This is a genomic window from Rubripirellula amarantea (assembly GCF_007859865.1).
GTDB lineage: Bacteria > Planctomycetota > Planctomycetia > Pirellulales > Pirellulaceae > Rubripirellula > Rubripirellula amarantea.
On the sequence record NZ_SJPI01000004.1, the window covers coordinates 207,146 to 221,630 of the forward strand.

12 protein-coding genes are annotated in these 14,485 nt (G+C 52.2%); 7 read left to right on the forward strand and 5 right to left on the reverse strand.

From position 1 onward, the window contains the following. Positions 1–64: 64 nt before the first annotated feature. Genes Pla22_RS24675 through Pla22_RS24685 form a run of 3 tightly spaced genes read left to right on the forward strand, consistent with a single transcriptional unit; the run spans position 65 to position 5,105 of the window. Positions 65–2,782: an O-antigen ligase family protein gene (locus tag Pla22_RS24675; protein ID WP_146517561.1), complete on the forward strand. Its 2,718-nt coding sequence runs from the start codon at positions 65–67 to the stop codon at positions 2,780–2,782. A gap of 35 nt (positions 2,783–2,817) precedes the next feature. Further along, positions 2,818–3,972, forward strand: coding sequence for a glycosyltransferase (locus Pla22_RS24680; protein WP_146517562.1), 1,155 nt, complete (start codon positions 2,818–2,820; stop codon positions 3,970–3,972). Next, positions 3,969–5,105, forward strand: coding sequence for a glycosyltransferase family 4 protein (locus Pla22_RS24685; RefSeq protein WP_146517563.1), 1,137 nt, complete (start codon positions 3,969–3,971; stop codon positions 5,103–5,105). Before Pla22_RS24680 ends, Pla22_RS24685 begins: the two co-directional genes overlap by 4 nt. A gap of 5 nt (positions 5,106–5,110) precedes the next feature. Here Pla22_RS24685 and Pla22_RS24690 read toward each other — a convergent pair whose 3' ends face one another. Next, positions 5,111–6,235 carry a glycosyltransferase family 4 protein gene (locus tag Pla22_RS24690; RefSeq protein ID WP_146517564.1) on the reverse strand — a complete coding sequence of 375 codons (1,125 nt, stop codon included), beginning with the start codon at positions 6,233–6,235 and terminating at the stop codon, positions 5,111–5,113. 273 nt (positions 6,236–6,508) lie between these two features. On the opposite strand from Pla22_RS24690, the gene Pla22_RS24695 reads away from it, so the two are divergent. The 3 genes from Pla22_RS24695 to Pla22_RS24705 all read left to right on the forward strand — a co-directional run bounded on the left by Pla22_RS24695 (position 6,509) and on the right by Pla22_RS24705 (position 9,848). After that, positions 6,509–7,345: a class I SAM-dependent methyltransferase gene (locus tag Pla22_RS24695; protein ID WP_146517565.1), complete on the forward strand. Its 837-nt coding sequence runs from the start codon at positions 6,509–6,511 to the stop codon at positions 7,343–7,345. Positions 7,346–7,594: 249 nt separating this feature from the next. Then, a complete protein-coding gene (locus tag Pla22_RS24700) occupies positions 7,595–8,896 on the forward strand; it encodes an MATE family efflux transporter (RefSeq protein WP_146517566.1) in 1,302 nt (433 codons plus the stop codon). 13 nt (positions 8,897–8,909) lie between these two features. Then, on the forward strand, positions 8,910–9,848 hold the full coding sequence (locus Pla22_RS24705) for a sulfotransferase domain-containing protein (protein ID WP_146517567.1): 939 nt from the start codon (positions 8,910–8,912) through the stop codon (positions 9,846–9,848). Here Pla22_RS24705 and Pla22_RS24710 read toward each other — a convergent pair. From Pla22_RS24710 to Pla22_RS24725, 4 genes are all read right to left on the reverse strand, one after another. Then, positions 9,829–11,103: a hypothetical protein gene (locus Pla22_RS24710; protein WP_146517568.1), complete on the reverse strand. Its 1,275-nt coding sequence runs from the start codon at positions 11,101–11,103 to the stop codon at positions 9,829–9,831. The two genes, Pla22_RS24705 and Pla22_RS24710, sit on opposite strands and share 20 nt — an antisense overlap. Before the next feature lie 214 nt (positions 11,104–11,317). After that, the gene (locus Pla22_RS24715) at positions 11,318–12,091 is read right to left on the reverse strand and encodes an FkbM family methyltransferase (RefSeq protein WP_146517569.1); all 774 of its coding nucleotides are present in this window, start codon (positions 12,089–12,091) and stop codon (positions 11,318–11,320) included. A 143-nt stretch (positions 12,092–12,234) separates the two neighbouring features. Continuing rightward, positions 12,235–12,492 carry a DUF4404 family protein gene (locus Pla22_RS24720; RefSeq protein ID WP_146517570.1) on the reverse strand — a complete coding sequence of 86 codons (258 nt, stop codon included), beginning with the start codon at positions 12,490–12,492 and terminating at the stop codon, positions 12,235–12,237. A gap of 412 nt (positions 12,493–12,904) precedes the next feature. Further along, positions 12,905–13,228: a hypothetical protein gene (locus tag Pla22_RS24725; protein ID WP_146517571.1), complete on the reverse strand. Its 324-nt coding sequence runs from the start codon at positions 13,226–13,228 to the stop codon at positions 12,905–12,907. Between the two features lie 117 nt (positions 13,229–13,345). Between Pla22_RS24725 and Pla22_RS24730 the strand changes: the two genes are divergently transcribed. Continuing rightward, positions 13,346–14,119 carry a PIG-L deacetylase family protein gene (locus tag Pla22_RS24730; protein WP_146517572.1) on the forward strand — a complete coding sequence of 258 codons (774 nt, stop codon included), beginning with the start codon at positions 13,346–13,348 and terminating at the stop codon, positions 14,117–14,119. Positions 14,120–14,485: the final 366 nt, after the last annotated feature.

Sequence of the window (14,485 nt, forward strand, 5' to 3'; positions counted from 1 at the left end):
CGTCACCACCATCGCCTCCAAATCGTGCTTGATCTAACAGTTTGTTCGCGCAGGAACGGATTCCATGCAAAACAGAACCGCTGAACGCGTGATTCGCGTTGCTGGCCAAGCCCTAATCATCACTGGATTGATTTACGCGATCTGGAGTATCGGTGGCGTCACGACGCGGGCGAAGTACGACATGGCAGTGGGTTCGTCCATTGCGATGGGCCTCGCCACGGTCCTAGTGTTTCTTAACCGCAACCGTCGCGTCGTTCCACTACTGATCCCAAGTTTGGGTTGCCTTTTCATTGCCTATTCCGGAATGCAGGCACTCGATCAGTCATTGATTTTCGGTGACAGCAAGGGAGTCTCCCAAGCCAGCTACGCCAGTGATGTGATCGATACACTCGAAGCCGGGGTCGCGGCTAAGTCACACCAGCTCTCTTCAAGTGCCGGCACTTGGGGATCCCTTCAGCAGCCAAACTCGGGCAAAGTCCAAGTCGCTTCTTCAACCCAGAGCATCATCCCGCAAGAAACACTCGCCGCGATGGTGCCACTTTGCTCAGCCGTCGCAGTAATGTTTTGCGTCGCTGTGTTTTTTGAGACTGAACGATCTCGACAATGCTTGGCGGCTGTTGTCGTCGCCAACGCGATTGCATTAGTGTTGTGGGGTTTCGTCCAGCGGTCGGGTAACGATGCCTACATACTTCCAGGTGTTCCGCACACAGTACGGTCGATTCCCTTCGCGAGCTTCGTGTATAAAAACGCTGGTGCCGCTTGCTTGGTGCCAGCCCTGGCCATTCTTGTTGGCTATCTATTCTTTCGAGAATCACGTCGCAGCAGTCAAAACAGCCAATCGTCGCGATTGGATCGCAGCCGGGATGGTTACGGTGGCAACGACGTGTTCGAAATCTCAAATCTGATCAAGGTTTCTATCTTGATCCTGCTAGTCGCAGGTTTGGCAATCTCGCTGTGCCGAGGAGCCTGGCTCTCGTTTGCCGCTGCTTCCATCGTTGCGATTGCCTACCATCAACGAAAGCTGCCTTCCAAAGGACAACTCATCACAGCGTCGATAGGTTTGGTCGCAGTGGTCGCATTGGTTTGGGTTGGTGGTGCGAAGCGGTCGACGAGCGATCGCATGGATGACTTGGCATTTGATCCCGTGGTTCATAACTCACGTTTCGAGCGGTGGCCTGATGGCTGGCGAGCTGCGATGGAACACTTCCCGATGGGTGCCGGGTACGGAACCTACGGCTATGCAGCACTCGAAACCCAACGTGACGCTCAAGCGAGTTGGTACACACACGCGCACAACCAATATCTGGAAACCTTCGTTGAGTCTGGCTTGATCGGCACCGCAGTCCTAGTTGCGGCATTGATTAGCCTAGTGACTCTGTGCATCCGTTTGCAGAAACGAGAACACGAATCTTCGACGCGGCGATGGGGAATGATCTCATTGGTTGTCGTGATCAGTGCAGTGATACAAAGCGTTGTCGATTTCGTCATCATCATCCCAGCAAACTTTTATCTTTACGCTGCAATCGTGGGAGTGGTGCTTGCATGTGCAACGAAACCACTGGACTTGCAACAGACCAAAGAGCGGCGTGGTTTTTTCAAGACCTTCGGGCATACCATTGCGGCCAGCTTTGTATTTGTGGCCGTCATTTTGTCGGCTAGGTTCGCTAGCCAACAACAGTTCGCTGAGCTGGCACTCGACGCCACGAAAGTATCCAAAGTAAGCGGGCCGGCGTCAGAATCTGAAATCGTTCAAGCGATCGCAATCATTGATGCAGCAATAGAGCGTCAACCCGCCAAGTCTGAACTCTACCGCCGTCGCTCCCATTGGCACTTAATCGCCGCACGCTCTGCGATATGCGATTTAGCTCAACAGTCTGGAATGGACTTACCGTGGGATGCCACTCATCCTGAACGTCTATTCGTGTTATTGCAAACTCTTAGCGAGGAAGAACGCGATGGTCTGCTCGAAGAGCTATGGGTCGATGAGCGGTTCAGGCATTCGATTGTCAATACGACTCGAGACCTTATCAATGCCTTAGAGCTCTCACCTCGCATTCCCGGGTATCACATCAGTGCGGCTCATCTTGCCCCCGTGCTTGATGTCCCCACCGCCCCGATGGTTGTCGCGTTGTCGCCGCTTGCGAATAACGACTGTGACCTGCTATTTGAAGGTGGTCTCATCTCCTTTCTTTCCGATGACACGGATACCGCCGTTAGCTACTGGCAACGATCGCTAGCGTTTTACGACAAGCACGCTGACACCATTTTCCGTCATGCCCTCGATACCATTGCACCGGAAATCATTGCTGAAAAGTTAATTCCGAAAAGCCGGATGTTCACCGTGCTAAGACTACTTAACGTTGACCAGCCCGATCAGTCAGATGACCAGCCCCGTAGTGAATGGAATCAAGAATTGCCAAACGACATTGGTGATCGGTTGACCGCAGCATTGCAGCGACGAACCGACATCAGCGATTCGTCGCGTTTCGCTTGGACTGGTAGCATCTATAGCCACCTGGGGAACCGAGATTTAGCGGTTGAGGCTTGGTCTCAGGCAGTCCGCATTGATCGCCGGAACACCAGCTATCGGTACCAGTACGCCGTTGAGCTACGGAAGATTGGACAATACCAAGAAGCGATCAACCAAGCATCCCTTGGCGCAGCAATGGCCGATGATGATGCCCAATTCCAAACTCTTATACGACAATTGCGTCGAGACATTAGTCCCAAAAGCCATGTAAGGTCAGTGTCGCTCGCGACGCCGAAACGATCCTCACGCTAATCGTCGTTCCTTCTCGTTTATCCATAGTAAAGCCCATGAAGATTGCCCTCGCCCACCACTGGATCATGAGCTACCGCGGTGGCGAACGAGTCCTAGAGCAGATCGCCGAATTATGTCCGGGATCCGATGTATATGTGCTGACTCACGATCGGACGATCGATGTCCCCGGAGTCCGTGATCGTAAGATCCACACAAGTTTGCTGAAGCACATCCCAAGAATTGATCAGTTCTACAAACACCTATTGCCCATGCATCCGCACGCGATTCGGCGAATGCAAGTGCCCAGCGATGTAGATCTACTCATCTCGTCGGATGCGTCTTTGATCAAAGGCATTCCACTCGGCCCCCAAACCAAGCACGTTTGTTACTGCCATTCGCCACCGCGATATTTGTGGGAACTAGGCTCCGACTACAAGCGAGCATCACGCTTGACCAGCCTCGCGTTGGATCGCTTTTCCGATGGCTTGCGAAAGTTCGACTTTGAGTCAGCACAAAACGTAGACCACTTCATTGCGAATTCTATTTTCGTTTCCGATCGAATTCGGAACTATTACAACCGCGATTCAACCGTCGTTTATCCACCCGTTGATACGATGGCTTTCGACGCAACAAAAGCGAGAGAGGACTTCGACCTCGTGTTATCAGAGCTAGCGCCTTACAAGCGGATCGACGTTGCGGTAGAGGCATATACCAAACTGGGACGACGTTTGGTCGTTATCGGCGACGGATCGGAGCGGAAACACTTGGAATCAATCGCGGGTCCGACCATCGAGTTCAAAGGACGGCAACCTTTCGATGTGGTTCGCAAACATTTCGAAACCTGCCGAGCATTTGTTTTTCCTGGCATTGAAGATTTTGGAATCACTCCGGTGGAAGCTCAAGCTTCGGGAGCCCCGGTCGTGGCCTTTCGGGCCGGAGGAGCGCTAGAAACCGTAATCGAGAACGAAACGGGCTTGTTCTTTGAACAACAAACCGCCGACGCAATGATCGCAGCAATCGAAATGCTCGAAACGGTATCGTTTGATCCCGCGCGAACCCGTCAACAGGCAGAACGCTTCTCGTTCGATGAGTTTAGACGTCAATTCTTGCAGACACTTGCAAACTGGGGATACCAATTGCCTTCGTACCAGAATTTGTTTCCGTCAATCGGCATGGTGTCGGGCAACTTCCATAGCACTGTTCCGATATGAAAAAGGTGCTGATACTCGAAGACAGTCGCAAGGTTGGGTTTGGTGGAGGTCAAAAAGGATCACTAGAAGTGATATCGTCCTTGGTCGATCACTTCGAGGTTACGGCTACCGACTCCCTTCCCGATTCCATTTTCGCAACGCGATCACGCGAACTGTTGGGCAAACCGGTGTACCGCCTTCGATCGTTTGGATCTGATGTAGGAGGCAACAAGGGCAGTTTCCGTATTGGCTTTCTCGAACTAGTAATGTATCCGTTCTTAACAGCTTGGAACGTAATCGGGCTGTTTGGTTTGATTCGTCGTGAAGGCATGAACTCGCGTAACGCGATTCTGTATGCGCCGCTGAAAAAGACGCTAGTCCCCGCCTGGGTGTTATCCCTGGTCACCCGGATCCCGTTTGTCTACCACGCAAGAACTGTCGACGATCCGACGAGCGTGTACTTCAAGATCCTTAAGTTCATTCTTAAGCGAGCTCGTTCTATTCTTTGCGTTTCGCAAGCTGTGGCGAGTAACTTAGAAATGCCGCAGTGCCAAGTTTTGTACAATGCCGTGCAGACTCAGGAAGGCGCAACCGCCAAGCGTGTGCCCGCCTTACTGCCTTCCAGCGATAAACCAAAATTTGTTGTCGCTGCCTTCGCCAGTCTTCTTCACTGGAAAGGTCTTGAATATCTCATTCGTGCTGCGCGATTAGTACGCAACCCCGAGGACGTAGAGGTCCGAATTTATGGTAAAGGGCCACTAGAAAACGAACTCAGGGAACTCTGCTCTAGCAACTGCAAGATGCTAGGTTTTGCTGAAAACGTCAACGAAATTTTGGCAAGCGAAGTTCATGTGGTGTGTACTCCCTCAATTTTCGAGGAAGCATTCGGTCGCGTCCCGATGGAAGGGAACAGTTTTGGAATTCCTGCGATCGTCACCAACATCGGGGCTCAGGCAGAAATAACCATCGACGCAGTGACGGGATATCACGTCCCGCCCAAGGATGCTCAAGCAATCGCCGAAGCCATCGACCACATGCTTGCTAACCCAGATCACTATCACCTGTTGAGCCAACAAGCCATCGAGCATAGCAAGTCATTCGATCTCGCGGCGCACCGTCTTCGCGTCAGATCGATTTTCGAGTCCATCAACTAAGTGGTTCACGCAACCTTATACGATCGTAGCGTTTGGTTGGCGACCTGCTCCCACGTATAGTTTTCCAAGACATGTTCACGACCAGCGTTTGCCAGTTCGCTTCTCTTGGAATCGTTTCCTAGCAATTCGATGATCGCATCGGCCAAGTCGTCGGGTGCCCCTGGTGGAACCAATTTCCCCCACTGCTCACCCTTGAATAGTTGGCTCAAACCGCCGACGTCCGACGCAACAACACACTTGCCACAGCCCATCGCTTCTAGCGCCGATAAGCTAACTGCTTCCATGAATGAGGGCATGACAACAAGGTCGGCCATGTTGTAGTGTCGCGGCATGTATTGATTTTCAACTCCGTCGAGAAAGTTGATACGGTCGACGTAACTGTGTGTCGAAGCCAGTTCTTCGATTCGCCCGCGCTCTTCTGGAAACCCACCGCCGGTAATAACCGCTCGTGCGTTTGGATGTGCCGCCAAGATTTTTGGCATCGCTTGCGCTAATACAAAGACGCCATTCTTGGGAGCCAACCTACGCGGTACCAAAAGAACTTGATCCGTTTCCGCAATGCCCAATTCGGCACGCAGTCCGTCGGCGTGCTGGGGATAGAAGCGACTGGGGTCGTACCCGTTGGGAATATATGTCGTTGTGCATGCGAGCAGCTTGTCAGTTTCCTCGGCAAGTTCTTGACTAGGGGCAAGAAAATGATCTGCGTGATTGAGCGAAAAGCGGTAGTACGACCGATAAGCTCGGCTACTCTTCCGCATCAGAAAAGTAGAACTGTGGTTGGTAAAGACTTTGGGGCAGTCAAACGGCAAGTACTTAATGGCAAGACCGGCCCGTAAGTCGTGCCAGTGAATCACATCAATGGACAACCGATCATGTTCCTGCAGAATCAACCGTCGTAGCTTCATGCAGTAGGGAATGATACGAGTTTTGGGCGACAACGATTCAAAGCTGGATCGAACGACACGAATGCCTTCATAGTCTTCAATTCCCTCCGCTCGGTCCTCAACGACTTGATTGATGACCGTCACATTGATGCCTGAGCGAACGAAGCACCTGGCGATTTCATAGACATGTTGTGACATCCCTCCGATGTTCGGAAGAAAGTCTTCTGTGACAATACAGATATGCATGGAAGGATGGGGAGTCAGGGATCGGCTGGACCAGAAGGATCGGTCTGAATTCAGCTATACTCTGCGGAAAGATTCGAGCCAAAGTCAAGATCAAGACCGGCTTGAACCAGCGAGACCGAAGAAAGGATCGCCATCAAGGACATATTCTCGTTTGTCAGCATTTTTGCTATCCACTGTCTCGGAAACCGCCTGAATTGACGAGAAAGTGCGGTTTACGCCCCCAGGCCGACCAAGTCCAACCACCTTTGCTAGATTCTCAAGCCAGGAAATTTCATGACCTCTCCTTCTTTCCAGATGCGGAATGGTGTTCCGACTTCATCTGAATACCAAGAGCTGATAGGTTCGCCCGACTTTCAGCAAATGGAGAAGTTTTCAGATCAGTTTGTGTCGGCAAACGCCGAAACGCTTCGTCCGTACATGAAAAAATGGATCACGGACCCTTTGCATCAATGGAGTCGACAATGGGAATACCCGTTCGTTTACTCAAGAATCGAACCTGCCAATGGCTCGGAAAAGCTTCGCATTCTCGATGCAGGTTCTGGTGCAACCTTCTTCCCGTTCTATTTGCAGCAGCAGAACCCGTCAGCCGAAGTCGCTTGCTGTGACTATGATAAAACGCTATCGCCGCTGTACGATTCGATCAACAAAACGCAAAACGCAAACATCAAGTTTTCCGTCGCTGATTTGCGTCAGCTCCCTTTCGAAGATGAGTCCGTCGACACGGTTTACTGCGTATCGGTACTCGAACACACCGACGCCTACGAAACAATTATCAACGAGTTTCGCCGGGTCGTTCGCCCCGGTGGACGAATCGTCATTACCTTCGATATCTCGCTCGACGGAAAGCACGATATTCCTGAAGCAAAAGCCGAGCAACTGCTATCGTTGATCATTAAGGGGAATGAAGAATCCGATGCATTCCCCACGGTTCAATCGCAACTCCAGCAACCGTCGATCGTTTCCACTGATTGGTTTGCGGAATCTCAGGCGGATTTGCTGCCGTGGTCGAGACCAGGATTGCTTCAACATGCAAAGTCACTGATCAAGTCGGGACAACTTCGTAAGTGGCCCAACAGCCTGACGTTCTATTGCTTGAGCGTCGAAAAGTAGGGATCTTCCCGACCAAACTAGAAGACCACCATTCGTCATTGGCCCAGTCGCCGCACTACGCAGCCGCAATACGCTATGCCAACCGCCGTGGCGAACGCCCGGTCGACTATACGCGGTGCAAACGGATGATATATCTACTCAGTGCAGGCTGGGTAGATTGCGAGCCTATGAGGATTTCGCCTGGTGTCATAGGTGAAGCAAAGCATTTGGGATAAACAAACAAAGCGTTTCCTCACCGATCGGAAATTTGTGGGTACGAATCGAAAACTACTTCTCGGCTCAGCGATCAGTGTTTTTGTCCGACTGGTTGGTGGACTCTCTGCGTTTCTACTGAGCCTGTTTTTGGCTCGCTATTTGGGTGCCACCGAGTCTGGCGTCTTCTTCTTTGCGCTGTCGTTGGTGATGGTTTTGTCGGTCTCTGCACGGATCGGGACGGACTTGACCGTGCTGCGGTTCACGAGCATCCAATTCGGCAACGGTGATGTAGTTGGCACGCTGGACACACTTCGACGCTGCCTGATTTTGGCTGGCACCGCCTCGACATTTGTTGCAGTGGCTCTCTATTTCGTGTCGGGAACGATAGAAACCTACACCGAACTTTCGTCAAATCTGTCCGAGACTCTTCGCGCAATGAGCCCGGGGTTGATAGGGCTTTCGATGCTTTCGCTGATTGCTATGGGGCTTCAAGGCATGCGGAAGATCGTCTTCTCGGTATTCGTACTAAACATTGCACTAAACGCATTTGTGATCTTGGGCGTTGCCGTTCGGAACGCTGCCAGTCCGGTCACGGTAGGGTACATATTTAGTATCGGAACGATGCTGACAGCAGCGTTGGGCTGGTACCTTCTACCCGCTGCAACGTCACGAGTTGAACCTGAGGTTGATTCGAACGAGCGACTCGAAGCTTCGAATCTCGAAATTGGAAATCAACAGATACTTAACAGTTGCATTCCCCTCTGGGGTGTCGACGTGCTCAGCCAATTGAGTCGCTGGTCTGCACAATTGATTTCCGGTTTCTGGATCGCATCAAATGAACTATCGCAGTTAGCTACCGCTCAACGAACGGCACTGCTTATTGGCTTTATCTTGGCGGCAGTGAACACGGTCTTGGCTCCTAAGTTTGCGTCGTTTTTTCATTCCGGCCAAAGCGATCAACTAGCAAGACTCTCAAAGAAGTCATGCCAATTGCTCGCTTTGATTTCGCTACCATTGTTTCTAGCGATGATGATCTTCCCGAGCCAAATCATGGGCCTGTTTGGCTCGGACTTTCGTGGGGGAGCGGGAGCGTTACAGATCTTAGCGATTGCTCAATTTGTTAATGTCTGCACTGGTTCGGTAGGCTATCTGTTGTCGATGACCGGTCACGAACGGGACCTGCGGCGAGCAACTTTGATCGGCTCGGTCGTTGCAATCGTAGTCTCGTTGATCTTGATTCCTCGACTAGGACTGATAGGCGCAGCCATCGCCACTGCGATTGCAAGTATCCTGCAGAACCTTCTGCTGACAGTTTCCGTCAAGCAACGCCTCGGCTTTTGGCTAGTCTCACCATAGAACGAATTGATTGATGATCGAAAATAACGGCATGCAGAATACGGCAGCAGCGGAGGTACACGTCGACTGCTTTCTAATTGGCGTTCCCAAAGCGGGAACGACGTGGCTAGCCGGCGCATTGCAGCATCACCCAGAAGTATGTTTCAGCGAGCCCAAAGAAGTCGACGAACTTTCAGACCACCGTGGAACATTTAATCGCCTGCCAAGGCCCGTTGACTGGAACCGCTACCGCCAAGCATTCGGCGACCGACCAGGGCTTCGAATCGACGGCAGCATTCACGCCTTCAGCGACCCTGATGCGCCTCGCAAGTTCTCTCATTGGTACCCCAATGCAAAATTCATCCTATGCATTCGGCAACCGGTGGACCGAGCGGTAAGCCATTGGAATATGATCAGAGCTGGCACGCACCTTGAACCCAACGGTGTCGATTGGTCTGACTTCGCCATAGCCTGGCGCGACGGAAGGCTACACGGCGACAGCCTGTACGGCCGGTGCTTTTCGCGGTGGCTGCAGTTTTACGACACCAACAGGTTTCTGATTGCAAAATCCGAGAACATGAAACACTCGCCTACCGAGGTGCTTTCACAAGTTCACGAATTCCTTGGTGTATCGGACCACGATTACAGCGAAAAAGCGTTGGAGCTCAAACATCAATCGTCGGATCTGAAATCGCTTAACCCGGTCGGTAGATCAATTCGAAATGCTATTCCGCGGAATCTTCGCACAAGCTTCAAACGCGTCATGCCGTGGTTGTCCTACATGCCACATCGTTTCCCACTGTTTGCGGCTCCCGCGAACACTCTGAACTGCACCGACTACCACCACGGGATTTGCGCAACCGAGGTCCTTCCTGACATGGAGCAATTCGAATCGCTGTCGGGAATCGACATGACGCAGTGGATCGAAGAGACTCGCCAGGCGGCCGCTAGAATCAAACGTCTGCGGTCTTAGCAACCACGGTTGAGCCTGACTCGCGTGATGCGTTTTCTTGCCAATTGATGGATGCAAACCAAGCAGAGAAAAACAATAGCACGGGAAAGGTTTGATAGTACAAATTGACGTCATTGACCTGCCATTGCATCACAACGGCCAACATCATCGCAGTGAAAATGCCGCTGGCGAAGTCACCACGAAGCGCGCTGCGAACCGTAGGCCAGGCCAACACTCCATAGAGAGCAAAGAACAGTGCGCTCCCCAACAAGCCGTAGGTGGCTAAGTGGAAGACAAAAAAGTTTTCCACGGGATGCCCGAGCACAAACTCCGGCGCGCGGTAACCCATACCGAAAATCGCATACGTCGGACTGTCGAACGTTTGCTCGATCCCCGCGATCCAGTGCGCGACTCTACCTGATGACAATTGGTTCAGGTTCCCATCCATATTGGCTCGTTCGATTTCTACGTCCAAAATTGGGTACTCAGTAACCGAAAGCAACAGAACCAACATCGCCCCCAGCAGGACAAAGCCACGCATCGCAAACCTAGACTTTGCCGCCGAGTGGTTCACCCCAAGCACACTGAACGCAAAAAAGACAAGCGTATTTAGCACCGAAACCCGGACGAGAGATTCGTGGTAGATAAACGCCAAGTAAACGGGAAGCACACACCACAGTCCGATCCAAAACAGACGCTTGCGACCTGCCATGGCTAGGCCAGCCAACAGGATTTGGATACCAACAGTCGCGTTGAATGCGAATGCTCCTGTCTCACCCTGCAAGCCTCCCAAACGGTGAAACAATTCTCCACCATCGCGTTGGAAAGTCTGGTGAGCGTCGAACGCTGTGCTTCCAAAGTGGTAGAGCGTGGCGATGATAAGCGTGACAGCAACTGCTAACGTCCCGAATACGATCAAGCATCGCGTCAGCCACTTACGATCAAGCGGCATCGCCGCGACCAAAAACAATGGCACGTGAATGGAAAACAGTCGCCCAAGCTGAGGTGTATCGAGCAGATAGAGATGACGATTGTCGTCAAGCAACATCCGAAGCGACATCACGGTCACAGCAAACCCTACTGCCAACAGACTTACCAACGCGATGCGCTTGGCGTAGCCGCGGTAACGGCACATCAACAACACCACAGGGAGCGCTAGCAATGCAAGAAAGTCAGTGGACTTCGCTTGTTCGGGCGCGTACGGGACCTTGACCATGACCTGCGGTACGCAAGCCACAATCATGGCAATGATTACGGCGAATAGACGAGCGTTCAACGGAGCATCCTGCTAGAGATCACTTATCCTCAATGAAACTGCCACACCTAGTCGAAAGCTTCGCGCCAAGGCCGACCGAAACACAAAGGACCGTGAGGTCAACCAACAGCGACTTAGCCCGATACCGATTCTTAGACCAACATCTGTGACGCGTCGCCACAAGGTCCATCGGTTACGGTACGAAAAAGCTCACTGGAGGCTTTAATGAGGATTCCTATTTTTCGAGTTTGTTGAACATTCGGTAAATCGAACCACGTTGGTTCTGACGAAATTCGCTAGGAAAGATCGGCGTTACTGGGGCGGGCTCCATGTACTCAAAGTAAATACGACCGATCTTATCGAGGTACTTCGGATCAATCGCCGACACCGTATCCACTTCAAGCCCTTCGATGTCAAGCTTGAGAATGTCGACGTGAGTTTCTTTTGAAAGCACATCCGCCAAAACATCATTGATGGTTATCGTTTCCACTTCGATGTAGTTTCCGGTGCTAACGCCCAAACCTCCGTAGCGTCCGGTCGGTTCGGTGCCAAACTGTAGCCGACCTGATTCGTACGAAACCGCGTTCTCGTAAAGCGTGTACCGATCTTTGTAAGACGCTAAGTTCGATTCAAGTTTCGGAACGTTTGCGGGGTCGGGTTCGTACAGGTAACAACGAACGTGATCGTTGCGTGTCAGGAAATAAAGACCACTGATTCCGATGTTCGAACCAATGTCGACGACAACATTGATTGAAGAATCCGCATCATAATCCTTGCGACAGAAAATTTCGTTGACCGTCAGCATATCTGCAGGGCAGTGCAGCATTGGATTCACCCGCCCCTGCGGCGTCGCCAAACCTGGCTGATAGGGATACTCACCTTGCTTGGTGATGTACCGCTTAAAATTTGCCCAAAACTGATCGTAGACCCGAGACATATTCCACAACGCGAGGTAGTGCTCGTGGTGAGTCAGCGCTTTTAGGATGCGATCAGGACTTCGTGCAAACACTCGCTTCGCCAGTTATGTCGGGGGCACTATGAGATAGGTCCCGGAGCTTAGCGAAGCCAAAAATATAAATGAAGATCAATCTGGATAGTGACCAAAAGCACATCGGCCAGTCGATTCACCCGTCGATTCACCCGAGTACGCGCCTAAATTCCCATCTGCGAGAGCATGTCGGCGATGCGGCCCAGATTTTCGGTTAGGGCGGGATGGGAGGCTTTGAATTCTTCAGTTGCTTCTTGCAATCGCTCGGCAAGGGATTGCGAATTGACCTCGCTGCGATCAAGGCTCGTCTGAATCTCGGTGACGGCAGCTTCCAATCGGGCTCGTTCTTCTACGTCGAGCTCCTGTACATCTTGCAAATGCTTATGAAGCTGAGCGAGGGCGTTTTCGAGTTCTTGTCGCATGGGCGGAAAGGTTCGTTTGAGGAATCGCGAGGGGCGCACCACAGCAACCCAAAATTGGTAGCAATGATGCCTGAATCGGCACCAGCACCCTATTCATTGTATGCCAGGCTACACGATTGCAGCAGAGGTCCGATATCACAGAGAGAACCGAATCTCGCACGACTAAATCATATCGAGCGAAAAATCCGCAGCGGCCAATCGCTTGCGGCAAAATTAGGCGGCGGCAAACTGGGAAGCAGCCAAACTGGGCAGCAGCCAGTCGCCATCAAACAGTCGCCAGTGAACAGTCACCAGCAAACAGTGCCTCTTCGAGATCCCGCAAGAAAGGGAGCACCTAGCGACCAGGCAAACGAAAGTAAGCCTCGCGACCCCATTTCCGCTGCGACGCTTGGCCGGGCAAACTTAGTCTCGATTAGCCCTCCATCACCGCGTCTTTGATCGCCGCGACCATCGCGGAGCGGGACGCCACCCGACCTTCGATCCGGCTCATGTCCACCCCCAAAACGCCAGCCAGCTTGATGGCCAAGTCCACATCGCGAATGCCGTGAAAATGATTGGTCGGACGCTCCTGGAAATAGATCGTATCGCGGTCCCGATCGAAGCTTGATTCGAACGCATCGGCAAGTTCATCAATCCAAGCCTGTGGCACCCGTTGCTCTTGGCAATGATCTAGCGGCCAGATCGTTTCACCGGTGCATTGCGTCAACAGGGCGAGAGCTCGATCGCGGGCTATCAAGAGAACATTATTCCTAGCAAAGGGGAGTCACGCGAAGTGTCGCAACAGCCTACATTATTAGGCGTTGGATCCTCATTGATCAATCGACCCTCCCCACCATCCTCTTTCAACATCGCCATGCCTTCCTGCCTCGCCATTGCTGCCCACCCCGACGACATTGAATTCCTTTTTGCGGGTGCGATGCTGCACCTAGCCGATCGCGGCTGGGACCTTCACTACATGAACCTATGCGACGGATCTCGCGGCTCTACGACCATGAGCCAAGCCGAGTGCGCGGCAGTCCGATTGAAGGAAGCTCAAGCGGCCGCTGCTTTGATGGGTGCTAAGTTTTACGGACCAATTTTTTCTGACATGGAAGGTGAGTACAACACCGCAAATCTGAAGAAGGTCACGGCTGTTGTTCGAATGGCCAAGCCGTCCATCGTCTTGACTCATTCGCCGATTGACTACATGGAAGATCACGAAGTCGCCTGCCGCTTGGCCGTTAGCGCCGCGTTCTCGCATGGGATGCCCAATCTGGAAAGCGATCCACCCACGGATGTTTACATGGAACCAGTCACCGTTTACCACGCTCAACCGGTCCATAATCGAATCCCCACCGGTGAACTAGTTGTACCGCACTTCTACGTCGACACCACGTCGGTGATTGATCGAAAGATTGATACGCTGGCTTGTCACGCCAGTCAAAAACAATGGCTTGACGAAAGCCAAGGGATGGACAGTTACCTTGAAACCGGTCGCCAAGTTGGGCGCGATGTGGGCAAGATGAGCGGCAAGTTTGAGTACGCTGAGGGATGGCGACGTCGTGAGCACTGGGGCTTCTGCGGCGCGGATGACGATCCGCTTGCCAAGGCTCTCGCCGACGTCATCGACGACCAGCGCACCAAGTAGAAAACTCGTTCTGGCAAGCGACTTGTCATCGCGATGCGATTGTACTGGTTCGACTTAATTTCGGTTGGCTCGATGAATCGCAATTTCGCATCGCTATGAAACGGAAAACTCAAATCATGTTGCTTTCACCGAGCATCAATTGATGTGCCGTGCTTCGTCAACAAGACCGTGGCCAAAATACAGTGACCGGACCGGGCACCGTAAGCGCCGAAAAAACTAAGCGTTTCCCTGATGATGAACTCGGCAATGACGTGGGCAACCCGGTAAATGTTGTCTGTTTCGCGACAGTCGAGGGAAGCCGTTGTGGCCACAGGTGGTAGCAATTAGCGCCTTTGTTGATTATCTTTCCGCGGACAATTGATCAAG

What these genes read in the sequence shown, in the direction of transcription:
- Pla22_RS24690 (WP_146517564.1), bottom strand. Translation starts at nt 6,235, where the DNA reads ATGCATATCTGTATTGTCACAGAAGACTTTCTTCCGAACATCGGAGGG.
- Pla22_RS24720 (WP_146517570.1), bottom strand. Translation starts at nt 12,492, where the DNA reads ATGCGACAAGAACTCGAAAACGCCCTCGCTCAGCTTCATAAGCATTTG.
- Pla22_RS24695 (WP_146517565.1), top strand. Translation starts at nt 6,509, where the DNA reads ATGACCTCTCCTTCTTTCCAGATGCGGAATGGTGTTCCGACTTCATCT.
- Pla22_RS24730 (WP_146517572.1), top strand. Translation starts at nt 13,346, where the DNA reads ATGCCTTCCTGCCTCGCCATTGCTGCCCACCCCGACGACATTGAATTC.
- Pla22_RS24705 (WP_146517567.1), top strand. Translation starts at nt 8,910, where the DNA reads ATGATCGAAAATAACGGCATGCAGAATACGGCAGCAGCGGAGGTACAC.
- Pla22_RS24675 (WP_146517561.1), top strand. Translation starts at nt 65, where the DNA reads ATGCAAAACAGAACCGCTGAACGCGTGATTCGCGTTGCTGGCCAAGCC.
- Pla22_RS24680 (WP_146517562.1), top strand. Translation starts at nt 2,818, where the DNA reads ATGAAGATTGCCCTCGCCCACCACTGGATCATGAGCTACCGCGGTGGC.
- Pla22_RS24685 (WP_146517563.1), top strand. Translation starts at nt 3,969, where the DNA reads ATGAAAAAGGTGCTGATACTCGAAGACAGTCGCAAGGTTGGGTTTGGT.